Source organism: Streptomyces sp. NPDC051738, from assembly GCF_044453205.1.
In the GTDB taxonomy this organism is placed as follows: domain Bacteria; phylum Actinomycetota; class Actinomycetes; order Streptomycetales; family Streptomycetaceae; genus Streptomyces.
Genome location: NZ_JBITCM010000029.1, coordinates 67164 through 88755, shown reverse-complemented (window position 1 = coordinate 88755; position 21592 = coordinate 67164). Strand labels below are relative to the sequence as shown.

The following is a 21592-nucleotide window of genomic DNA, read 5'->3' as shown; positions in this document are numbered from 1 at the left end:
CTACCCCGCTTCCACGCCGCTCACAGCGCCCGCAGGCCGTTGATCACGTCGCGCAGAATACTCTCGTCCACCAGCTCGGCAGGCGGTACGGGCCGGTTCACATGGACGAATTCCCCGTCCACGAGGTCCCCGATGAGGACCCGTACGACTCCGATGGGCAGGTCGAGTTCCGCGGAGAGTTCGGCCACGGACTGCGGGACGTCACGGCACAGCTCGACGATGTCCACGTGTTCCGGGGACAGCGTCGAGTCCGCTTCCGGATCGTCCGCCTGCGGCTCCGCGACGACCACCGCGATCAGGTCGAGACGGTGCTGGGCCGCACTGGTGGTGCGGCCGCGTGTCATCGCGTAGGGGCGGACGACCGGCCCGGCGTCGTCGTCGAACCAGTGGCTTCTTCCCTGACCCTCAGCGCTCATGCCATCCCACTACCCGCCCGAGGACAGATCGGTGCGCGGAGCGGTCCCCAGATGCACACCGACCCGCTTGACGAGCAGCGTCATCTCGTACGCGACCAGTCCGACGTCCGAGTCGGCGTCGGAGAGCACCGCGAGGCAGCTGCCGTCGCCGGCGGCCGTGACGAACAGGAAGGCGTCGTCGAGCTCGACGACCGTCTGCCGGACGTTGCCCGCCTCGAAGTGGCGGCCCACGCCCTTGGCGAGGCTGTGGAAGCCGGACGCGACGGCGGCCAGGTGCTCGCTGTCCTCGCGGGTCAGGTCCTTGGACACCCCGGTCGGCAGGCCGTCGCCGGAGAGGACGAGGGCCTTGCGGATGCTGGCGACGCGCTCCACCAGGTCGTCGAGGAGCCAGTTGAGCTCGCCGGACTGGCTGGTCGCGGTGTGGCCGGTCGCCTTTGGTGCGGTCATCGACCGTCCCCCTTATTCGTTCCCTGTGGTGCTGTGCCGCTGTGGGCGTCATCGCCCGCGGCGTTCTCCTGGCGGCCGCGCTGCCAGCCGCGCTGGAGTGAGGCCATTCGGCTGCGTACCTCGTCCGCGTCCCGCTCGGCGAGCTCCGTCCCCTCCTCGGTGCGGCGTGCGGGGCCCTGCTTGAGCTGCGGAGCCAGGTTGGCCTGTCGTACGCGCCTGGGCAGCGGCGCCGAGCCGGAGCCGCTCTCCCGCGGGACGGCGGCCGTGCTCGATGTGCTGTCGTCGGAGCTGCTCGATGCGATCGCGGGCCGTCGTGTGCGCCTCGGAAGGGCCGCGGGCTCCGGCCGCTCACCGCGGTCGTGCCCGGCGGAGGGCTGCGTGTCGGCACGGTCACCGTTCCGGTCCGGGGTGCCGGGCAGCTCGCCGCGGGCTTCCGTACCGCGACGGCGGGTCGGCAGCGGAGCGAGGCCGCCTGGCTCCGGGCGGCTCGGGCCGGTGGAGGGCTCCGGGTCCGCTTCCTCCCGACGGGAACGCTGCTCGGTGACCGGGCGTCCGTGTGAGCTGACCAGCTTGGGTGTCCTGCGGCGGGGCAGCGGGACGGGGGCGCTCACCTCGTCGTTCGGGTCTGTCCGGTCCGGTCCGCTGTGGATACCCGAGACCGGGTGGGCGCCGAGCGGGCCTTTCGCCTCGTCCTCGCCATGGCCGAGGGTGCGCCGCGGGCGGAAGAGACCGCCGCGTTCGGCGTCCTCTTCGTCGAGCGGGTCCGGGAAGTCGCTGAGGGCGTCGAGGTCGACCGGGGCCTCCAGCTCTACCGGGCCGTCCAGCAGCGAGGCAGGGAGGCCGGGCACGCGGACCGGTACATGAGCGAGGGCGGCGCGGCGCGACTCCTCCAGCTCGGCTTCCTTCGAGGGCGTGGGCCGGTCGAGGCGGAACCCGATGCCGTTGGTGTCCGGGATGTCGTCGGTGAGCAGTGGGTCGGGGATGAAGACGACGGCGGTGGTGCCGCCGTAGGGAGAGGGCTGCAGCGAGACGCGGACGTTCTGCCGCTGGGCGAGCCGGCTGACCACGAACAGGCCGAGCCGGTCGGTGTCGGACAGTTCGAACTCGGGCGTCTCGGCGAGTCGGAGGTTGGCGTCCAGCAGGGCGTCAGCGGCCATGCCGAGGCCGCGGTCGTGGATCTCGAGGGTGAAGCCGTTGGCGACCCGCTCGCCCAGGACCTGGACGGCGGTGTGCGGCGGGGAGAACACCGTGGCGTTCTCCAGGAGTTCGGCCACGAGGTGCGTGAGGTCCGCGACGGCCGGGCCGGTGACGGCGACGCGGGGCAGACGGCGGACCTCGATGCGCTCGTAGTCCTCGACCTCGGCGACGGCGGCCCGCACGACGTCCATGAGCTGGACGGGTTTGCGCCACTGCCGGGAGGGGGCGGCGCCCGAGAGGATCACCAGGCCCTCGGCGTGCCGGCGCATTCGGGTGGTCAGGTGGTCGAGGCGGAACAGGTCGGCGAGTTCGTCGGTGTCCTCGGTCCGGCGTTCCATGGTGTCGAGGAGGGTGAGCTGCTTGTGGAGGAGGACCTGGCTGCGGCGGGCGAGGTTGACGAAGACCTCGGAGACACCGGCGCGCAGTTCGGCCTGCTTGACGGCCGCTTCGACGGCGGCACGCTGCAGGGTGTTGAGGGCCTGGCCGACCTCGCCGATCTCGTTCTTGTCGTACTCCAGCCGCGGGACCTCGGTCTCCACGTCGACCTGTTCGCCGGCGGAGAGGCGGCGCATCACGCTGGGCAGCCGTACGCCGGATGCCTCGTGGGCCTCCAGTCGCAACTGCCGCAGATCGCGGATGAGGCCGCGGCCGATGCGCACGGACAGGAAGACGGACAGCAACAGGGCGAGCAGACCGAGGACACCGGCGATGGCCGCCTTCAGGATGACGCCCACGGCGACGGGGCTGACCCGGTCCTGATAGCGCGCGCCCGCCTCGTCGTTGAGTTTGCTGAGCTCGTCGAGGACGCTGCCGGCGACGGTGTCCCAGCTCTTGGCGTCGACGGAGCTGGGCCTGCCCGCCTGGGAGGAGATGACGGCCTGTTCGGCGACGCGCAGCGGAGCGGTGGAGGCGTTCCTCCAGAACCGCTCGAAGCGTTCCCGCTCGGAGGAGGGCAGGTCCGTCAGGCTGATGTCGTACATGAGGGAGCGCTGGGCGACGAGGTCGGAGACATCGCGTATCTCCTCGCGCGAGAGCTTGCCGACCACCAGGGCGGAACTGAGCAACGCGTCCTCGCGGGAGAGCAGTTCGCGGGCGCGGGTCACGTTGAGAAGGGCGCGGGCCTGCTTGTCCATCGCCACGCTGTCGATCCCGTCGAGGGAGCCGAGCAGGGCATAGCAGGGGTCCACGAGAAGGTTGTACTGGTTGAGGGCCGCGACGCGGGTCACCGTTCCGTCCTCGACACTGCGGCGCAGGGGGTTGATGCTGTCGAAGGCGTCCAGGACGGCGGTGAGTCGCTCGCTGTCGGCCTCGTCCATCCCGTCGCGGACATCGGGGTCCTTGGCGTTCTTGCGGATCTCGGCGACGGCGGTGTCGGTGGCGTTCCGGGTGGCCCGCAGTGCGGACAGTGCGTCCGAGGCCCGGCGATCAGCGAGGTACACCAGCGCCTGGCGGCGTTCCTGCTGCAGGACGCGGACAGCATCCTCGGTGGAGTAACCGATCTTCTCGACGAGGGACGACACCGTGAACAGCTGGGCCACACCTCGCCCCGTGAGTACCGTGGCGAAACCCCAGATAGCGGTCAGGGACACCAGCGGCACGAGAAGCAGCGCCACCATCTTCCGGCGGATCGACTTCCCGCGAAAGTGCATGGCCTCCCCCAGCTCAAACCCCCCACCGGTCAGGGGGCACACCTGTGCGTCAACAATTGGCGCGAGCCTACTACCGACGCACAAGTAACTCGAAGGGACATCCGGAATCTGAACTTCCGCGCCGGTGGCGAGACATGGGGAGTTGTCCGGCCATTGCGGGAGATTGCCTCCCGCAAACCCTCGGCGGCCCCGAGGAGCGATCTGGCCGAGCCCTCAGGCCAGTTGGCCGGAATTTTATCTTTCACGGGAATCTTCGGGACGTGTCGATCGTCCTTCTGTACGGGAAACGGAGGCGGAATGGGCCACAGGAGCCGCATCCCGTCCCCGGGCGGCGTAATACAGCGCAAGCCGGGCAGTCGCTGGGGAGCCGAGTCTTCGGGACACGGGCGAGTGGTCTGCCGGCGGTGGGGAGTGACACGTGATGGGCACGGCGGAGCGGCGGGAGACACCCGAGGACGGGGCGACGACGCTTACGACAGCAAGGCGCGGCCTCGAAGCGCAGGACCGTGACATTTCAGCCAGCTCCGGCGGCGCGACACCGAAGGGCGGGAGAACGGCCCCGGCCGTCGGCGACAGAGCGGACCGAGAGCCTTCGGCGTACCGGCCCTTGTGGGTGGAGGAGGCCACCCGGCGGCGCCGGATGCCCGATCCGGTGCGCACGGCGGCGGTGCGGGCGGTGCTGATCATCGCGGTGACGATGATCCAGGCCATGGTGGCCTTCCTGTGCACGCTGGCGGAGTCATGGCTGGCGTTCCCCATGGTGATCAGCAGTGTGGTCAGCACGGTGGTGGCCACCTGGGGCGCTCTCGACGTCTGGGTGACCCGGCAGGTGTGGAACCAGCGGCATGGCGTGGTCTCGACACCGAGCAGCACAGCACGCGTCCTGCGACGCGAGCGGCGTCTGGCGCGCCGTCAGGCGCGGGAGGCCAAGCGGGCGCAGGCGCGAATACGCCGCCGGGGTGGGGCCGGCCAACTGTCGCATTCCTGAGCACGGCGGGACGGCGGCGCGGGGAAAAGCGGGAGACGTAGTACATCTGGCGTGACACATGCCGCTCACACCAAGGTGGGTTCGATCAACCCGCCCCAGTGATCCCGGCAAGCCCAGGAGCCGCCCCCTCCCCGCCCACCAGGAGTCCGCTCATGTCACCCACGGAGCAGTCAACCAGTCCCCAAGGTCACGACGACGACGAACTCGCCGAGTTCGGCTACCGCCCCGAACTCAGGCGCACGCTCGGCAACTTCCACACCTTCGCGGCCGGGATCAGCTATATCTCGATCCTGACCGGCACGTTCCAGTTGTTCTACTTCGGCTACGCCAGCGGTGGCCCCGCATACTGGTGGTCGTGGCCGATGGTGTTCGTCGGCCAGTTCATGGTCGCCCTCTGTTTCGCGGAGCTCGCCGCCCGCTACCCCGTGGCGGGGTCGGTCTACAACTGGTCGAAGAAGATCGGCAATCCGCATCTGGGCTGGCTGGCCGGCTGGTTGATGCTGACCGCGTCCATCGTGTCCATCGCGGCCGTGGCGCTGGCATACCAGCTGACGCTCCCCCAGATCTCGTCGACGTTCCAGTTCGTGGGGGACGGCACCGGCAAGTACGACGTGGCCACCAACGCGGTCCTCCTGGCCGCGGTGCTGATCCTGTTCACCACGCTGGTGAACGCCTTCGGAGTGAAGCTGATGGCGAGGATCAACTCGGCGGGGGTGCTCATCGAGTTGGTCGCCACCGTCGTACTGATCGTCCTGTTCGCCGTTCACATCACGCGCGGCCCGCAGGTGGTCCTGGACACGAACGGAACCGGCGCGGACTACGGCACCGGCTACCTCGGCGCGTTCCTCGTGGCCTCGCTGGCGTCCGCGTACGTCATGTACGGCTTCGACACCGCATCCTCTCTCGGTGAGGAGTGCCTGGACCCGTCCCGCAACGCGCCACGCGCCATCATCCGGGCGATCGTGGCCTCCTTCGTCCTGGGTGGCCTGATCCTGCTGCTCGCGCTGATGAGCGTCTCCAGCCTCGAGGGCGACAAGCTGTCCACGGACGGCCTGCAGTACGTCGTGCTCGACGTGCTCGGTCCGACGGCCGGCAAGGCGATGCTGTGGTGCGTGCTGATCGCCGTCACCGTGTGCGCCCTGGCGGTCCACACGGCGGCGATCCGGTTGGCGTTCGCGATGGCTCGGGACAACAATCTGCCGGCGTCCGCGCGGCTGGCGCGGGTCAGTCCACGCTTCCAGACGCCGGTGCTGCCGACCGTGATCATCGGGATCCTGGCGCTGGCGATCCTGGTGGTCAACATCCGCCAGCCGCAGATCTTCACCGTGGTCACCAGCATCGGCATCATCATGATCTACCTCGCCTACCTCGGTGTCACCGCGCCGTTGCTGGTGGCCCGGCTGCGTGGGAAGTGGCGGCCCGCCGGTGACGGCAAGTTCTCCCTGGGGCGGTGGGGGCTGCTGGTCAACGTTGTCGCCGTGGTGTGGGGCGCGGGCATGACGATCAACCTGATGTGGCCGCGCGCCGCGGTCTACAACGCGACGGCCCCCTACCACTGGTATCTGCGCTGGGGCGCGGTGCTGTTCGTCGCGGTCATCGGCGGCGGCGGCTTCGCGTACTACTGGTTCGTCCAGCGGCACCGGACGGGCGTCCTCGCCGAGCACCGCCTGACCGCCTCGGATCCGAAAGCTGACGTCTGATCAGCCTGTCGTCGGTGCGGGCCGTTTGAACATCCGGGTCGCCGTGATCTCACTGTGCACCACTTCCCCGGCCGGGGTCTGCTGCGGCAGTCCCGGCCGGAGGTGTTCCTCGACGCTGATGTACTTCAGCCCGGCGCGGAGGTCGGCGTCGTTGCGCAGTCGGATGACCAGCGGAAACTCCGCCAGCGCGGTGGTGTCGAAGAGGCCGGTGGTGTAGAGGAGCTGGACACCCAGCGCATCCGACACGGCTCGCTGGAGCTCCAGCAGATAGGTCGCGTTGGCGCGTCCGATCGGGTTGTCCAGGAACAGTGTGCCGGCGTGCCGGTGCTTGTCCCGGCCCCGGTCGTTCGACCGCAGGGCGGCCATCGTGCAGTACAGGGCGATGGCCGCCGTGAGCAGCTGACCGCCGGAGAACACGTCACCCATCTGCCCGACGGGCACGCGCTCGGCGCGCAGTACGGCATCCGGCTTGAGGATCTCGACGGCGACGCCCTTGGGCTGAAGAGCCGCGGCGACGCCACGCAGCAGCAGGGACATACCGTCCCGCCTCAGGTCCGAGTTCTTCTTCACCGCTGCCCGTGTCGCCTCGTCGATGACCTCGCCCAGCCGTTCGGTGAGCGTGGCCTGGTCGGGTTCCTCGAAGCGGATGCGGAGGAACTCCTGTCCGGACCACTCGCCGAGTCCCTCGGGCAGCCGGGAGAGCCGCTGGGCGGACCGCAGGGTCGCCAGCGCCGACTCGACCAGCCCGCGGAGCCGGTCCACGATCGAGTCGCGGTTGCGTTCCAGTTGCGCCAACTCGTCGGTGAGGACGCGGAGTCGGGGCGCGAAGGCGTCCGCCCACTTCTGGGCGTGCTCGGGCAGCGCCGAGGCAGGCAGCTCGCGAATCTGCTGGCGAGCGGGGGTGCGGACCTGTTCGTAGCGCGTGGAGTTGGCGTGCCGGACGAGGACGTCGCTGGCCTCGCGGACAGCGGTCTCGGCGGCGGACAGGTCGGCGGCGCAGCCGCGCAGCGACCGGCGGGCCTCGGCGGCGGAGTGCCGGGCCTCCTCCGGGCTGCCCGGGTACGGCTCCGGCGTCTCCTGCTCCTCGTCCGGGGCGTGTTCTCGCAGCAGGTCGCGCAGCATCGCGGCGATCTCGTCGAAGCCACCGGCCGCGTCCTCGGCGGCACGGTGGGCTTCGAGGAGCTCCGCGTGGGCCTCCCGTGCCTGCGTCAACGCCTCGGTGCGGGAGGCGAGTTCGGCGGTCGCCGTGCGCAGCAACGCCTGCGCGTGCTCGGCGTCGCGCGGTTGGAGTTCCTCGGACAGCTCGGTGTGCGCCGCACCGTCCCCGGGCGCGTGCCGCTCCGCCTCACCGCGGAGCCGGCCGAGCTGCTCGCTCGCGCTGGACATACGGGTCTCCAGGAGCTGGACCAGCTCCTCAGCACGTGCGGCCGCCGCCTGCCGGGACGGCCCGTCGGAGCCGTCGGGCGACTCCAGCAGCTGCTCGGCCCGGGTACGGACCTTGTTGCTCAGCCGGTCCAGGTCCGCGCGCGCCGCGCTCTCGTCGCTCTCCGCACGGGCCTGCTCGGCACGCAGGTCGGCGTCGACACCGACCTTCTCGTACAGCTGGGAAGCAGCCCGGTACGCCTCCCGGAGCGCGGGCAGGGACGCCTTCGGGGCGTCGGCATCGGTGTCCGGTACATCGTCGGGGGCGCCCGCGATCTCCGAGCGCTCGGCGCGCAGGGCGCGGGCGGTGCGGCGCGCGTCGTCGGCCGCGCGCTGGGCGGCGCGACGGTCCTCGTCGGCGGCGCGGGCGCGCTCCAGGCAGGTCTGGGCGCGGGCCTCGGACTCGGTGGCCTCGTCGGCGAGTTCGCGCACCTTGACCTGCCAGCCGGCCCGCTCACGCAGCCGGAAGGCCAGCCCGGCCAGGGCGTCGGCGGCCCGACGGGCCTTCTGCGCGCCCTCCTGACGCTCGTCGCGGACCTGGGCGGCCTCGGCGGCTGCTTCGTCGGCCTCGGCCCGCACGGTCCGTGCCTCGGCCAGCTCGGCCTCGGACTCCTCGGCGAACGCGCGTGTGTCCCGGGCCGCCTGCGCCAGCTCGACGAGCCGTCCGGCCGGGCAGCCCGTCCGCCACGAGGCGAGCCGCGCCGCCAGCTCACGGTCCTTGCCGAGCCGCGCGGCGAGCGTGCGGATCTCCTCGTCCCGCTCGGTCGCCCGCGCACGCAGGGTGTGCCGCTCCTCGTCGGCGGCGTGCTCGTCGTGCATGGCCGGGTTCGGCGGTACGAGGAAGACGTCACCGCTCTGCGCGTCGGCGGCCGGGGTCGGGGCGAGCAGGGCGGCTGCCGTGCCCACCGCCACGGCCGACCGGGGCAGCAGTGCCGCGTCGCTGAGCACCTCGCGGGCACGCGCGTGCGTGTCCGGGTCGGTGATGATCACACCGTCGACCAGTTCGGGCCGGGCGGCGAGCACGCGCGCGTGGTCGGCGGGATCGACGGCCTGGGCGAGGTAACGCCAGCCCGGCAGCGCGGGGATGCCCTGCTCGCCGAGGAACTCCACGGTGGCGAGCACGTCCGGGCCGGGCGGCAGCAGCCCGCCGTCACCGAGCGCGCCGAGGATCCGGGAGTCGTCGGCGGCTGCCGTACGCAGGTCGAAGAGCTGCCGCTCGGCGGCGGACACGGCGTCGTCGAGCAGTTCGCGCAGCTCGTCGGCAAAGCGGTCGAGCTGCTCCGGGGTGAGGCCGCCTTCGGCGAGGGCGCTCGGGGCGATCTGCGCGCCGTCGCGCGCGGACGTACTCCCCTTGCCACCATCACCCCCACTGCCCTTGCCATCGTCGCCCGCACTCGACCTGCCGTCATCACCCGCGCGCGGCGCGGGCACGGACCCGCGCTTCGCACCGGACTCCCCGGGCAGGCTGAGCAGTTCCGCGAGCCGCTCCTCCACCGCCAGACCCTCGGCGAGGCGGCGCTCGGCGTCGTAAGAGCGCTCTGCGGCGGTCGCCGCGTCCGCCGCGCGGGCGGCCGTCAGCTCCGCGCGGGACTCGGCGGATGCCGCCTCGCGCGCGTGTTCCGAGGCGCGCCGGGAGGCCTCGCGGGCGGTGTCCCAAGCGGCGACAGCCGCCTTCTCGGCGTCGCTCGCGGCGAGGGCCGCGCGGGCCGGGTCGGCGTCGGGGGCGCTGTCGTCGAGCCAACCCGCGCGGACGGCTTCGGCGGTCTCCTGCTCGACCTCGGACAGCCGCTGCCGCAGGTGCCCGACCTCGCTGCGGGCCCGCTGCGCCTCGGTGGCCGCGGCAGTGGAGTCCCGGTAGGCGGACTCGCTGACCTCCTGGAGCGCCGCGGACCGCTCCTCCCCCTCGTTCGCGAGCGTCTCGGCGCTCTCCGCGGCCGCGTGCAGGGCTCGTACGAGATCGACGGCGGCCTTGGCCCGGGCGGCCAGCGCAGGTGCCGCGTCCCGCTCGGCCTCCTGGATCGCGGCGGCCACGCGCGCGACGCGGTCGGCTGCGGCGCGGTGCCGCAGTACGGCCTCGGCGGCCTGCCAGGCGGAGTGCAGGGTGCGTGCGTCGGCCAGCTCGCGCTTCTGCGCCGCCGCGGATTTCTCGGCCGCCGCGAGCGCCAACGAGGCGTGCCGGTAGGCGAGTTCGGCCGCGATCAGCGCGCTGCGCTCTCGCGCCGCCTCGGCGTGGGTGACGGCGTACGCGGCGGCGGTGACCCGCTGGGCGAGATCGGAGGCGCGCACGCGCTCCTGGGCGCCCCGTGCGGACAGTCGCCGGGCCAGAGTCCGCGTCCGCCGCTCGGCACCGGAGTGGATGTCACGCGCGCGTGAGCGAGCCTCGGCGGCCTCCACGATCCGCCCGAGCAGATCGACGGATCCGGCGGTGAAGTCCCGTTCGGCGATCAGCTCGGCGCGCCGGCCCAGCTTGTTCCCGAATCCGCTGACCAGGTCGGCGAGGCCGTCGGTGTCGCGCGTGTCCGTGACGGCCCGCAGCAGCAGGTCGGTGAAGTCGGAGTCCTTCTTGACGGCGAAGAGGCCGGCCGCCTCACCCTCGTCGGCGTTCATCTCCCGCTGGTAACGGAAGAGTTCGGGGTCGAGGCCGAGGTCGCCGAGGTGCTCGATCCAGCGGTCGTGGATCTCCTCCCAGTGGACCTCCAGATGCGGGTAGGCCTTGCCCGCCTCCGTGATGGCGTCCCGGAAGCCCTTCATGGTGCGACGGCGTCCCTGCGCACCTGACTGGCCCTCGACGTGCGGCCGTACGGCGGTGGACTCGGCGACGGGCAGGTTGTCCAGGCTCAGCCCGGGCCCCGGCCGGAAGGAGTACCAGGCCTCGGCGAACTTCCGCGGGTCGTTGGAGACCTGGCGCCCGCGCCACTCGCTGACCTTGCCGACCACGACGCACTCGCCGGTGAGCGTGTGCTGCCATTCCAGCGCGACATGCCCGCAGTCGTCGGCGAGCAGGAACTTCCGCAGCACACCGGAGCTGGCGCCGCCGAGGGTGTTGCGGTGGCCCGGCAGCATCACGGAGAAGATCAGCTTGAGCAGGACCGACTTTCCGCCGCCGTTCTCCAGGAAGAGCACCCCGGCGGGCGCCGGCCGGCGCGGCGGACCGACGGGCTCCTCCTCGAAGAACTCCGCCTGCGTCGGGGCGGGGTCGGGCACGGGCTCGCCCACACCGCGCAGGTCCAGCACGGTGTCGGCGTAGCGCGCACCGGCCGGTCCGATGGAGTAGAGGCGGACCCGGGACAGCTCGTACATGGCGGACTCTCGTAAGTCTTCGTCAGATCAGGGAAGTTCGGGGCGGGGCGTCAGGCGGAGTGGAACGGCAGCCCGGCGTCGGCCACCAGGTCCAGGTCGTCGGTGTCCTCGGCGGGCAGCAGGGTCGGCGTGCCGTCGGTGACCGGGACCACGCCCAGCTCCAGCAGCTCGGCCATGGCGGCGGTGCCCGCCATGTCACGCACCTGGAGCTGGTAGCGGGCGGTCGTGCGGTACGTACCGCCGTTGTCGTCGCCCGTCCGCTGCAGGAAGCCGGAGTCGGTGAGGAAGGCCACCGCCTTGCCGATGATGCCGGTCGTGGAGCCCGCGAGCCGGCGCGCGTCCTTGGTGGCGCCGGTGGCGCTGCGTCTGACCCAGATCCGCCACGCGGCCTCCAGCCCCGGCGCGTCCGTCGCGGGGTCGGTGTTGTCCCCCTGTTCGGCCGCCCGCTCCTCCAGCCGCCGGCATGCCTGCCGTACGAAGGCGTCGACGCCGTTGACCGTGACCCGCCCGATGTATCCGTCGTCGGCGAGGTCCTCGGGCCGCGGGAACGCCATGGCGGCGACGGCGAGATGCGCCAGCCCGTGCAGGAACCGGTCGCTGCCGTCGGCCGACGTACGACGTGCGTAGTCCCCCATGCGCACGGCGAACACCGAGTCCTCGGCGGCCGTCACGGCCATCCCCGCGCGCGGGGACACCTCCAGCACGACCAGTCCGAGCCCGGCGGCCACGGCGTCCGCGAGCCGCGCGAACGGCGGGTCCTCGCGGTAGCGGCGCAGCAGATCCGCGTACTCCTGGTCGCGCGCGGGCTGCAACTTCGGCTGCAGTCCGAAGGCGACGAGCCGGGCCGCGTCGGCGGCGTCGGCGGGCGTGACGGTGGCGGTCGCCGACAGGGCGGGGGCCTCCGGGTCACTCCGATCGACGTGCTCGGTCACGGTGTCGGCTCCTTGCTGCGGTGGTGCTCGTACGTACGGTCGTCGGTGGGCCTCATGCCGCTGCCGTAGGTGGGCCTCATGCTGCTTCCGTCCGGTCGGCGGCCATCCCGGCCGCGTCCAGCAGCGCCATCCCCACGATCAGGTCGGCCCCGCCGAACTCGGGATCATCCAGCTCCGTCCCGTCGTCCACGGCGAACAGCAGCTTCTCCTCCCCCTGTCGATAGGCGGTCCCGACCGGTGGGCTTGCCGCGTGAACCGCCATCAACGCCACGAGATACGGGAGGTCCGGGTCCTGGCGGCGCGCCTGCGCCAACAGACCCGACAACCGGCGCGGCGCATCGGCCGGCAGGTCCAGCAGATCCGTCGCCGCGGCCAACTGCTCCTCGCTGAACCGGCTGTCGTCCGGCGTCGCGATGAGGTCCGGCTCGGGCATCTCGGCACCGAGATGCTCCCGCTCCACGGGCGGCGTGAGCAGTATGTCCACGAGATCACCGACCCGCACGGACACGGGCGTACGCAGGCCCGTCCCGCGCGCGAAGAAGGCGTCCGTGACCCAGACGGCCTGCTCCAGGGGCAACGGCAGGAGGGGGGCGACGAGATGGCCGTACAGGTCTGTCCCCGATGTCGTCATGGGCGTCGCGAAGGCCTGCCGGTCCTGCTCGGCGCGGAACAGGGGGCCGGCCTCCAGCAGGCGGGACTGCAGCTGGGTGTGACGTCGGATGCAGTCCTTGACGATGTCGACGAGCTCGGCGGCGCGGCGCTTGTGCTCCGGGTCCTCCGTCTCGTCGCGGGCCTTGCGGATGTTGGTGAGGATCGCGTTCTCGTGGCGGTACCGGTCGGCGACGTGGTCGAGCGCCTCGGCGATCATGTCCGGCACGGCGTTCATCCAGTCGACCGCCCGGACATTGCGGCGGGTCGCGTCCAGGGCCCGGCGAAGGGTCTCCGAGTACTGCACGGTCCGGTACCGGGCCTGTTCGGCGGCCAGCTGCGCGTCGGCGAGGCGGCCGCGGTTGATCAGGACCTCCAGCTTGACCTCGGCGGCGATCTGCGCGCTGGTCACGTCGGTGTCGAGGGCGCCGACGAGGACGTTGACCGCCTCATCGGTCGTACGGAGGTACACCGTGCCGCCCGGCCCCGGCACCTCCTCGATCAGCTTGAAGTCGTAGTCACGGCGGACATAACTGCCGTCCGGCGCGAATGTGCCGTACACGGCCCGGAAGCCGCGGTCCACGCTCCCGACGTTGATCAGGTTCTCCAGGACCCAGCGGGCCACCCGCTCGTGCTCGGCGACGGGACGCTGCGAGGCCTGGGCGGAGATACGCGGGATGAGCCGGGCGACGATCTGGTCGTGGTCGGCGCCGGTGTCGAAATCCATGTTGAGGGTGACCAGATCGATGGCGGCGAGCGCCACCTCCGCCATGCCGTACACCGAGTACTCGCCCGCGAGGTTGGCCTTGCGCGCATCGAGGTCGTGCAGCGGCGCGGTGCAGGCGAGCGCGCGCAGCCGCCGCGCCAGTCCCTCGTCGGCGGCCGGGCCCGGAGCAGGGCGCGGCCCCGCGCTGAGCTGGGGCGGAACACGGTCCGTCGATGCGGGTGAAGTCACGATGCACAGACTAGGTCCTAGGTCTGACAACGACCCAAACGAACGCGTACCGCCGGGAGCCTGAACCGCAGGTCGTGCCCTGCGGGGTGCCCACCCGCCATCGGCCCTCCGATGCGCTCACCCGCCGCCGGCCCTACGGTGCGCTCACCCGCCGCCGGTAGACCTCCACCACTCGTTCCAGCGAGTCGTCGAGATAGACCGCGAGCAGCTTCTCCGCCTCGCCCGTGTCGCCCGTCTCCAGGGCCCGGAGGATCTCCCGGTTGCGCGCGAGGTACGGCTCGTGCAGCCGTTGTGGATCGTCCACGACGTGGAAGGCCAGACGCAGCTCCGCGAAGACGCTGCGCATCAGCTCGTCGGTTCGGGCGCTCCCGGCGAGGGAGACCAGCTCCCGATGGAAGTGGATGTTGGCCGTCCCCAGCCCTTTCCAGTCACCTTCGCGCACCGCGCGCTGCCCTTCGGCGACGGCTTCGGCGGGCCCCTCCAGGGGGTACGGCGGTTCGCCGAGCCCGCGTACGACGGCGCACTCGACGAGGCGTCGGGTGCGGTAGATGTCTTCGACGTCCTCCACCGCCAGGACCCGTACGAAGACGCCCCGGTTCAGTTCGTGGACGAGCAGCCGTTCATGGGTGAGCAGCCGGAACGCTTCGCGAAGTGTGTTGCGGGACACACCGAGCGCCCCTCCGATGCTGTCTTCCGACAGCCGGGTGCCGGGCGGGAAGAAGCCCTCGGCGATACGGCTTCTGAGGATGTCCGAGACCCGCTCCGCCGTGCTCGTGCGCCCCAAGAGGGCACGGTCGTCGGCCAGTCCGCCCAGCTGCTCTGCCATGCCCGGAATTCAACCGCAGACACGAGAACGAAACAACACGGGTATTGAAGGATCGTTCAACGATCCTCTACCTTGCTGCTCACCGTTCAGCTCAGTTCCGCACCCTCCGTCCCCTCACTGCGAGGTGCCCATGAGCACGACCCCTCCACCGCAGGCCCCGACCGACACCCAGCCCACCGCTGACGAACGCGCCGCCGACGACGGCGCGTTCGCCTGGCTGCGCGCCCTGGGTCCACGCGGCCGCCGCGCCTTCGCGGGCGCTTTCGGCGGCTATGCCCTGGATTCCTACGACTACTTCACGCTGCCGCTGAGCATGGTGGCGCTGGCCGCCTACTTCGGCCTCGACAGCGGCCAGACCGGCCTCTTCACCACCGTCACGCTGGTGGTCTCCGCGATCGGCGGCGCACTCGCGGGTGTGCTGGCCGACCGGATCGGCCGGGTCAAGGCGCTGATGATCACGGTCATCACCTACGCGGTCTTCACCGTCGCCTGCGGGTTCGCGCCCAGCTACGAATGGCTGCTGGTCTTCCGCGCCCTCCAGGGCCTCGGCTTCGGCGGCGAGTGGGCGGTCGGCGCGATCCTCGTCGCCGAGTACGCGAGCGCCAAGCACCGCGGCCGCACACTCGGCGCGATCCAGAGTTCGTGGGCCGTCGGCTGGGCACTGGCCGCGATCATGTACACGCTGGTCTTCTCGCTGGTCGACGAGGACCTGGCCTGGCGCGTGATGTTCTGGACCGGCGCACTGCCCGCGCTGCTCGTCATCTGGATGCGACGCCGTGTGCACGACGCCCCCGAGGCGGTCGCCGTGCGCGAACAGAGCGCCGAGAAGGGCTCGTTCACGGCTATCTTCAAGCCCGGCCTGCTGCGTACGACGATCTTCGCGGGGCTGCTCTCCACGGGCGTCCAGGGCGGCTACTACACCCTCGCCACCTGGGTGCCGACCTATCTGAAGACCGAGCGCGACCTGTCGATCGTCGGCACCGGCGGCTATCTGACGTTCCTGATCTCGGGCGCCTTCATCGGCTACCTGACCGGCGGTTACCTCACCGACCGGCTGGGCCGCCGGCGCAACATCTGGCTGTTCGCGCTGCTGTCGGCGGTCTGCATCCTGGCGTACGCGAACATACCGAGCGGCGCCAACACCCTGCTCCTGGTGCTCGGTTTCCCGCTCGGGTTCTGCATGTCGGCGATCTTCAGCGGCTTCGGCTCGTACCTGAGCGAGCTGTACCCGACGGCGGTGCGCGGCACGGGACAGGGCTTCACGTACAACACCGGCCGCGCGGTGGGCGCCATCTTCCCCACCACGGTCGGCTTCCTGGCCGACAGCTGGGGCGTGGGCGGTGCGCTGGTCTTCGGCGCGATCGGCTACGGCATCGCCGCACTGGCCCTGCTCGGGCTGCCGGAGACGCGCGGAAAGGAGCTGGTGTGAACCGTGCGGAGGACTGCCCTCTCACCGTCGTGGCGGACGACCAGCAGCTCACCGTCGCAGCCGACGACCCGCCGCTCACCCTCGTCGACGAGCACGCGCACGCGTGGAGCCCGAAATCGGCACGCGCCCGAATCCGCGAGGGCCTCACGGGCCCCACGGCCGGAGTCGCGGCGGGCCACACCCAGGCCAACCTGATCTCGGTGCCCGCCGACTGGGCGTACGACATGCTGCTGTTCTGCCAGCGCAACCCCAAGCCCTGCCCTGTCCTCGACGTCACGGACGCCGGCTCCTGGACGACCCCGCTCGCCGAGGGCGCGGACCTGCGCACCGATCTGCCGCGCTACCGGGTGTGGCGGGACGGCGAGTTGGTGGACGAGCCGACGGACGCAACCGAGCACTGGCGGGACGATCTGGTGTCGTTCCTGATCGGGTGCAGCTTCACCTTCGAGTGGGCGCTGGCCCAGGCGGGCGTCCCGATCCGCCACGTCGAGCAGGGCCGCAACGTCCCGATGTACCTGACCAACCGCCAGTGCCGCCCGGCGGGGCGGCTGCACGGCCCGATGGTGGTGTCGATGCGCCCGGTGCCGCCGCGACATCTGGCGGCGGCCCTGCGGGAGACCGGCCTCCTGCCGGCGGTGCACGGCAGCCCCGTGCACTGCGGCGATCCCTCCGCACTCGGCATCGCCGACCTCGGCCGCCCCGACTTCGGCGATCCGGTGGACGCCGAACCGGACGACATCCCGTTGTTCTGGGCCTGCGGAGTGACCCCGCAGGCCGCGGTGATGGCCTCGCGCCCGCCGTTCGCCATCACGCACGCACCGGGCCAGATGTTCCTGACCGACGCCCGCGACGATCAGTACCGCATCGCCGCCTGACGGAAGAAGCCACGGACCCATGATCTCCATCGATCTCAACGCCGACCTCGGCGAGGGCTTCGGCCGCTGGCAGCTCACCGACGACGAACGGCTGCTGTCGGTCGTCACCAGCGCCAACGTGGCCTGCGGCTTCCACGCCGGGGACGCGGCCACCATGCGGCGGGTGTGCGAGCAGGCGGCCGAGCGCGGGGTGCGGATCGGCGCCCAGGTCTCCTACCGGGACCTGGCCGGGTTCGGGCGGCGCGCGATGGACGTACCGCCCGCCGAGCTGGCGGCCGAAGTGGCCTACCAGATCGGCGCCCTGGAGGTCTTCGCGCGAGCGGCGGGCACGCGCGTGTCGTACGTCAAGCCGCACGGCGCGCTCTACAACCGCGTCGTGCACGACGAGGAGCAGGCAGGCGCGGTCGTCGACGGCGTGCTCCTGGCGGACGCCACGCTGCCGGTGCTCGGCCTGCCCGGTTCGCGGCTGCTGGAGCTGGCCGCCAAGTCCGGGCTGCCGGCCGTCACGGAGGCGTTCGCGGACCGCGCGTACACCGAGCGGGGCACGCTCGTGCCGCGTGGCCAGGACGGCGCCGTGGTCACCGACCCTGAGGCCGTCGTGGAGCGTTCGGTGGGCCTGGCCCGCGCGGGCGTGGTCACCTCCCACTCCGGAGTTCCCGTGGACGTACGCGCGCGTTCCCTGTGCCTGCACGGGGACACGCCCGGCGCCGTCGAGCTGGCCCGTCGGGTGCGGGCTCGGCTGGAGGAGTCGGGTGTCCGGGTGGAGGCCTTCGTATGAGGGCGCTGCCCGTCGGCGACGACGCCCTGCTCGTCGAGGTGTCCTCGGGCGAGGCGGCCCAGGCACTGCACGCGGAGCTGCTGCGGCGCCGCGCCGAGGGCTCGCTTTCGGTCCGCGAGATCGTCCCCGCGGCCCGGACCGTCCTGCTCGACGGCCTCGTCGACCCGGCCCGCGTCGCCGCCGAACTGGCCACGTCCGAAGTACCGCCCGCTCCCCCACGCGCGCGTGAGGTCGTCGAACTCCCGGTGCGCTACGACGGGCCGGACCTGGCCGACGTCGCCGCGCACTGGGGCGTCTCCCCGCACGAGGTGGCCCGTGTCCACGCGGACACCGAGTTCAGTGTCGCCTTCTGCGGTTTCGCGCCCGGCTTCGGCTACCTCACCGGACTGCCGCCGCGCTACGACGTCCCTCGCCGGGCCACTCCACGCACGGCCGTACCTGCGGGTGCGGTGGCGCTGGCGGGCCCGTACACGGGCGTGTACCCGCGCTCGTCGCCGGGCGGCTGGCAGCTGATCGGCACCACGGACACCGTGCTGTGGGACCACACGCGCGTGCCGGCCGCGCTGCTGTCACCGGGCACGCGCGTGCGCTTCGTTCCGGTGGGGAGCTCATGACCGACGTTCCGGTGGGAAGCTCATGACCGACGTTCCGATGGGGAGCTCATGACCGACCGCGCGCTCTTTGTCGTCCGCGCCGGGGCGCTCACCACCGTGCAGGACCTCGGCCGTCCCGGGCACGCCCATCTCGGCGTGCCACGTTCGGGTGCCCTGGACGGGCCGGCGGCGGCTCTCGTCAACCGGCTGGTCGGCAACGCCCCGGAGGCGGCCGTACTGGAGACCACGCTGAGCGGTTGCACGGTGCGGCCCCGTTCGACGGTCACCGTGGCGGTCGGCGGCGCGCCCTGCCGGGTCACGGTGGACGGACGCCCGGTCGCCTGGGGCACTCCGGTGCGCGTGCCTGCGGGTGCGCTCCTGGATGTGGGCGCGGCCCTCTCAGGCGTACGGAGCTATGTGGGCGTCTCCGGCGGAATCACCGTCGAGCCGGTCCTGGGCAGCCGCTCCACGGATCTGCTGTCCGGCCTCGGCCCACCGCCCCTCACGGACGGCGCGGTGCTGCCGCTGGGTCAACCGACGCTGCTCCACGCGCGCGTGGACGTCGCTCCGCAGCCGGCGCCCCCCGCCGAACTCGTCCTGCGCGTGACGCCGGGACCGCGCGACGACTGGTTCACGCCCAGTGCCGTGCGTGACTTCACCTCCCGCGTGTTCAGCGTCTCCCCCGCGAGCAACCGCATCGGGCTGCGCACCGAGGGCCCCGCCCTGGAACGGGCGCTCACCCGCGAACTCCCCAGCGAGGGGGTGGTCCTGGGCGCGGTCCAGGTGCCGCCCGACGGCCGGCCGGTGGTGTTCCTGGCCGACCATCCGACCACGGGCGGCTACCCGGTGATCGCCGTCGTCCGCGCGGCCGACCTCCCGGCCGCCGCCCAGGCGGTACCGGGCACCCCGGTCCGCTTCGTGGCCGTACGCCGTCGCTGACACCCGCCACATCCCGGCACACGGACTCCCGCCACATCCCGCCGCATCCCGCCGCACAAACTCCTGCCGACATCCCTCCACGCACGCGTGCCGACATGCCGCCACGCACGCCGACATACCGCCACGCACGCGTGCGCTACGCCGCCTCCGGTGCGAGATGCTGCTCCGCGACCCGGCCACTGTCCGGGCAACCAGCCGCCTCCGGCGCGGGCTTCGGCTCCGGGACCGAGCGCTGTCCGGGCACGGGCACCGACCGTCCGTCCGGCAAGGACAGGTGCTCCGGCACGGGCCGATGGTCAGGGACCAGCCGACATTCGGAGACGGTCGGGCCCTCCAGCACGGACCGGTGCTCCGGCAACGCCATCGCCTCCGGCAGCCACCGGTGCTCAGCCAACGCCATCGCCTCAGCCGACCGATGTTCGGGCAGCGCCGCCGCCTCAGCCGACCGACGCTCGGGCACCGCCATCGCCTCAGTCACCGACCGACGCTCGGGCAACCCCATCGACTCCGGCACCGACAGCGAGGCCAGCGCCCGCGACACCGACTGTGCCGCCCGCAGGTCGAGCCGATCGCTGGTGCCCTTCGCGCGGTGCCGCATCTCCACGGCGGCCAGGCGCACCAGCTGCGGCAGCAGGTCGTTGCACCGCCGGATCACCCAGGCGGTACCCGCGGTGGCCAGCCACAGCACGCTCGCCGACTTGGTGGGCGGCGGGAACTCGGGCTCGGGCGAGGGCGAGGGCGCCGTCGCGAGGCCCCGGTGCGCCAGCATCGCGTGGAAGCGCAGGGCGATCTGCCGGTGCCCGCGCTCCCCGGGATGCAGCCGGTCCGAGCTCCACATCGCGCGGTCCATGATCCAGGCGTCGTCGACCGCGTGCAGATGCACCGCCCCGTACCGCTCGGACAACGTGTGGACCACCGTGTTGACGGCCCGCTGCCGCCGAGCCAGCGGGTTGCCGAGGATCCCCGGCAGTCCCAGCATCGTGCCCGGGTCGGGCAGGCAGGCCGTGAGCACGGCCGTGCCCTGGCGGGCGAAGGACGCGTAGACCCGGTCGAGGCGTTCGGCGATCTTCTCTATGTCGAAGGTGCTGCGCAGGGTGTCGTTGACGCCCACCAGGACGGAGGCGACGTCCGGGCGCAGGGCCAGCGCTGCGGGCAGCTGGGTCTCCAGCACGTCCCGCGTCTGTGCCCCGCTGACCGCGAGGTTGGTGAACTCGGCGGCCGGTTCGGACAGCCCGCCGGCGAGCAGCGCGGCCCAGCCGCGCCACCCGTTCGCCACGGGATCGCCCACGCCCTCGGTCAGCGAGTCCCCGAGGGCGACGTAGCGGAGCGGCCTCATGCCGCGCCCTCCGCACGCACGAAGGGACGCACCGGCACCGCCGCGTCGTGCGCGGTGAGGAAGGCGTCCACGGCCGTGCCCCACCCGAAGCACTCCGCACGCGCGCGTGCCACTTCGCGGCGCTCGCGCTCGGGACGGTCGAGGATCATCTCCACGGCGTCCGCGAAGGCGTCCCCGTTGTCCGCGGCGATCGCCCCGGCGGAACCGATCACCTCCGGCAGCGCGGAGGACGCGCTCGCCACGACGGGTGTGCCGCAGGCCATGGCCTCCAGCGCGGCGAGCCCGAAGGTCTCGGCGGGCCCGGGGGCCAGGGCCACGTCGGCGGAGGCCTGGAGCGCGCCGAGCAGGCTGCGGTCGGCGACATGCCCGAGGAAGGTCACCGGCAGGTCCCGCTCCTGCGCCCGCTTCTCCAGCCCCGCGCGCAGCGGCCCGTTGCCCGCCACCACCAGCACGGCGCGCACTCCACGCCGGCGCAGCGATTCCAGGGCGTCCAGCGCGGTGCCGGGCCGCTTCTCCACGGAGAGCCGGGAGCACATCACCAGCAGCGTCTCGTCGGCACGCGCGTGCGTGGCACGCAGCGCCGCGTCGCGCAGGGTGGGACGCCGGTTCATCAGGTCGACGCCCAGCGGGGCCCGTACGACGTTGCGGGCGCCGATCCGCACGAACTCCCGCTCGGCGAACTCCGTGGTGCACACGACCTTGGAGTACGTGTGCGCCGTACGGACGTTGAGGGCGTCGGCCGCGCGCCGTGACATGTTCTCCGACAGGCCCCACGTGCGCAGCACGCCGTCGGCGGTCTCGTGGGAGACCATCACGGCGGGGACGCGGGCGCGGCGGGCCCACCTGCCGGTCCACCGCAGCGTGGTGCGGTCGGAGACCTCCAGACGGTCGGGGGCGAGCTCCTCCAGCAGGGCCGCGACCCGCCGCTTGTCGAGGAGCACGCGGTAGCCGCCGGTGCCGGGCAGCATCGGACCGGGCAGGGTGATCACCCGACCCTGCTCGGTCTCGCAGTCGCTGTACTTCTCACCCGGCACGATCAGCACGGGATCGTGGCCCGCCAGCTTGAAGCCCTTGCCCAGCTCGCGCAGCGCGGTGCGCAGCCCCCCGGAGGCAGGCGCGACGAAGTTCGCGAGCCGGACGATGCGCAGGCCGTTCATGCCGC

General features: G+C 72.2%; 15 protein-coding genes and 1 pseudogene. 7 read left to right on the top strand and 9 right to left on the bottom strand.

Annotated elements, in window-relative coordinates:
- Positions 1-20: 20 nt before the first annotated feature.
- From ACIA8X_RS42655 to ACIA8X_RS42645, 3 genes are read right to left on the bottom strand one after another with little or no spacing between them, the layout of a single operon-like run.
- Positions 21-416, bottom strand: coding sequence for a DUF742 domain-containing protein (locus ACIA8X_RS42655; RefSeq protein WP_093908819.1), 396 nt, complete (start codon positions 414-416; stop codon positions 21-23).
- Positions 417-425: 9 nt separating this feature from the next.
- Complete coding sequence (locus ACIA8X_RS42650; protein ID WP_393461420.1) at positions 426-863, bottom strand: roadblock/LC7 domain-containing protein; 438 nt, start codon at positions 861-863, stop codon at positions 426-428.
- On the bottom strand, positions 860-3709 hold the full coding sequence (locus ACIA8X_RS42645; RefSeq protein WP_393461422.1) for a nitrate- and nitrite sensing domain-containing protein: 2850 nt from the start codon (positions 3707-3709) through the stop codon (positions 860-862). Before ACIA8X_RS42645 ends, ACIA8X_RS42650 begins: the two co-directional genes overlap by 4 nt.
- Before the next feature lie 421 nt (positions 3710-4130).
- On the opposite strand from ACIA8X_RS42645, the gene ACIA8X_RS42640 reads away from it, so the two are divergent.
- Positions 4131-4697 carry a hypothetical protein gene (locus ACIA8X_RS42640; protein WP_393461549.1) on the top strand — a complete coding sequence of 189 codons (567 nt, stop codon included), beginning with the start codon at positions 4131-4133 and terminating at the stop codon, positions 4695-4697.
- A gap of 152 nt (positions 4698-4849) precedes the next feature.
- Positions 4850-6397, top strand: a complete 1548-nt coding sequence (locus ACIA8X_RS42635) for an APC family permease (RefSeq protein WP_393461424.1) — start codon at positions 4850-4852, stop codon at positions 6395-6397.
- Here ACIA8X_RS42635 and ACIA8X_RS42630 read toward each other — a convergent pair whose 3' ends face one another.
- The 4 genes from ACIA8X_RS42630 to ACIA8X_RS42615 all read right to left on the bottom strand — a co-directional run bounded on the left by ACIA8X_RS42630 (position 6398) and on the right by ACIA8X_RS42615 (position 14480).
- Positions 6398-11119, bottom strand: coding sequence for a hypothetical protein (locus tag ACIA8X_RS42630; protein ID WP_393461426.1), 4722 nt, complete (start codon positions 11117-11119; stop codon positions 6398-6400).
- A 50-nt stretch (positions 11120-11169) separates the two neighbouring features.
- The gene (locus ACIA8X_RS42625; RefSeq protein WP_393461428.1) at positions 11170-12051 is read right to left on the bottom strand and encodes a hypothetical protein; all 882 of its coding nucleotides are present in this window, start codon (positions 12049-12051) and stop codon (positions 11170-11172) included.
- Positions 12052-12127: 76 nt separating this feature from the next.
- Complete coding sequence (locus ACIA8X_RS42620) at positions 12128-13654, bottom strand: hypothetical protein (RefSeq protein ID WP_393461430.1); 1527 nt, start codon at positions 13652-13654, stop codon at positions 12128-12130.
- 133 nt (positions 13655-13787) lie between these two features.
- The gene (locus ACIA8X_RS42615) at positions 13788-14480 is read right to left on the bottom strand and encodes a GntR family transcriptional regulator (protein WP_393461432.1); all 693 of its coding nucleotides are present in this window, start codon (positions 14478-14480) and stop codon (positions 13788-13790) included.
- A gap of 130 nt (positions 14481-14610) precedes the next feature.
- On the opposite strand from ACIA8X_RS42615, the gene ACIA8X_RS42610 reads away from it, so the two are divergent.
- Genes ACIA8X_RS42610 through ACIA8X_RS42590 form a run of 5 tightly spaced genes read left to right on the top strand, consistent with a single transcriptional unit; the run spans position 14611 to position 19094 of the window.
- Positions 14611-15909, top strand: coding sequence for an MFS transporter (locus tag ACIA8X_RS42610; protein WP_393461434.1), 1299 nt, complete (start codon positions 14611-14613; stop codon positions 15907-15909).
- A 29-nt stretch (positions 15910-15938) separates the two neighbouring features.
- Positions 15939-16784 (top strand): putative hydro-lyase, encoded by an 846-nt coding sequence (locus ACIA8X_RS42605; RefSeq protein ID WP_393461551.1) that lies wholly within the window; start codon positions 15939-15941, stop codon positions 16782-16784.
- Between the two features lie 19 nt (positions 16785-16803).
- A complete protein-coding gene (locus ACIA8X_RS42600; RefSeq protein WP_393461436.1) occupies positions 16804-17562 on the top strand; it encodes a LamB/YcsF family protein in 759 nt (252 codons plus the stop codon).
- Positions 17559-18176, top strand: coding sequence for an allophanate hydrolase subunit 1 (locus ACIA8X_RS42595; protein WP_393461438.1), 618 nt, complete (start codon positions 17559-17561; stop codon positions 18174-18176). Before ACIA8X_RS42600 ends, ACIA8X_RS42595 begins: the two co-directional genes overlap by 4 nt.
- A gap of 48 nt (positions 18177-18224) precedes the next feature.
- Entirely contained in the window at positions 18225-19094 is an 870-nt protein-coding gene (locus ACIA8X_RS42590) for a biotin-dependent carboxyltransferase family protein (protein WP_393461440.1), read from the top strand.
- A gap of 505 nt (positions 19095-19599) precedes the next feature.
- Here the strand turns inward: ACIA8X_RS42590 and ACIA8X_RS42585 are convergent.
- Both ACIA8X_RS42585 and ACIA8X_RS42580 read right to left on the bottom strand, forming a co-directional pair.
- Positions 19600-20430: pseudogene (locus tag ACIA8X_RS42585) on the bottom strand (SGNH/GDSL hydrolase family protein); the annotation flags it as partial.
- Complete coding sequence (locus ACIA8X_RS42580) at positions 20427-21587, bottom strand: glycosyltransferase (protein WP_393461553.1); 1161 nt, start codon at positions 21585-21587, stop codon at positions 20427-20429. The gene ACIA8X_RS42580 and the pseudogene ACIA8X_RS42585, both read right to left, overlap by 4 nt.
- Positions 21588-21592 lie beyond the last annotated feature (5 nt).

Coding starts and splice junctions, on each gene's coding strand:
- ACIA8X_RS42645 (WP_393461422.1), bottom strand. CDS start 3,709: ATGCACTTTCGCGGGAAGTCGATCCGCCGGAAGATGGTGGCGCTGCTT.
- ACIA8X_RS42630 (WP_393461426.1), bottom strand. CDS start 11,119: ATGTACGAGCTGTCCCGGGTCCGCCTCTACTCCATCGGACCGGCCGGT.
- ACIA8X_RS42640 (WP_393461549.1), top strand. CDS start 4,131: ATGGGCACGGCGGAGCGGCGGGAGACACCCGAGGACGGGGCGACGACG.
- ACIA8X_RS42580 (WP_393461553.1), bottom strand. CDS start 21,587: ATGAACGGCCTGCGCATCGTCCGGCTCGCGAACTTCGTCGCGCCTGCC.
- ACIA8X_RS42600 (WP_393461436.1), top strand. CDS start 16,804: ATGATCTCCATCGATCTCAACGCCGACCTCGGCGAGGGCTTCGGCCGC.
- ACIA8X_RS42615 (WP_393461432.1), bottom strand. CDS start 14,480: ATGGCAGAGCAGCTGGGCGGACTGGCCGACGACCGTGCCCTCTTGGGG.
- ACIA8X_RS42655 (WP_093908819.1), bottom strand. CDS start 416: ATGAGCGCTGAGGGTCAGGGAAGAAGCCACTGGTTCGACGACGACGCC.
- ACIA8X_RS42635 (WP_393461424.1), top strand. CDS start 4,850: ATGTCACCCACGGAGCAGTCAACCAGTCCCCAAGGTCACGACGACGAC.
- ACIA8X_RS42590 (WP_393461440.1), top strand. CDS start 18,225: ATGACCGACCGCGCGCTCTTTGTCGTCCGCGCCGGGGCGCTCACCACC.
- ACIA8X_RS42595 (WP_393461438.1), top strand. CDS start 17,559: ATGAGGGCGCTGCCCGTCGGCGACGACGCCCTGCTCGTCGAGGTGTCC.
- ACIA8X_RS42650 (WP_393461420.1), bottom strand. CDS start 863: ATGACCGCACCAAAGGCGACCGGCCACACCGCGACCAGCCAGTCCGGC.
- ACIA8X_RS42610 (WP_393461434.1), top strand. CDS start 14,611: ATGAGCACGACCCCTCCACCGCAGGCCCCGACCGACACCCAGCCCACC.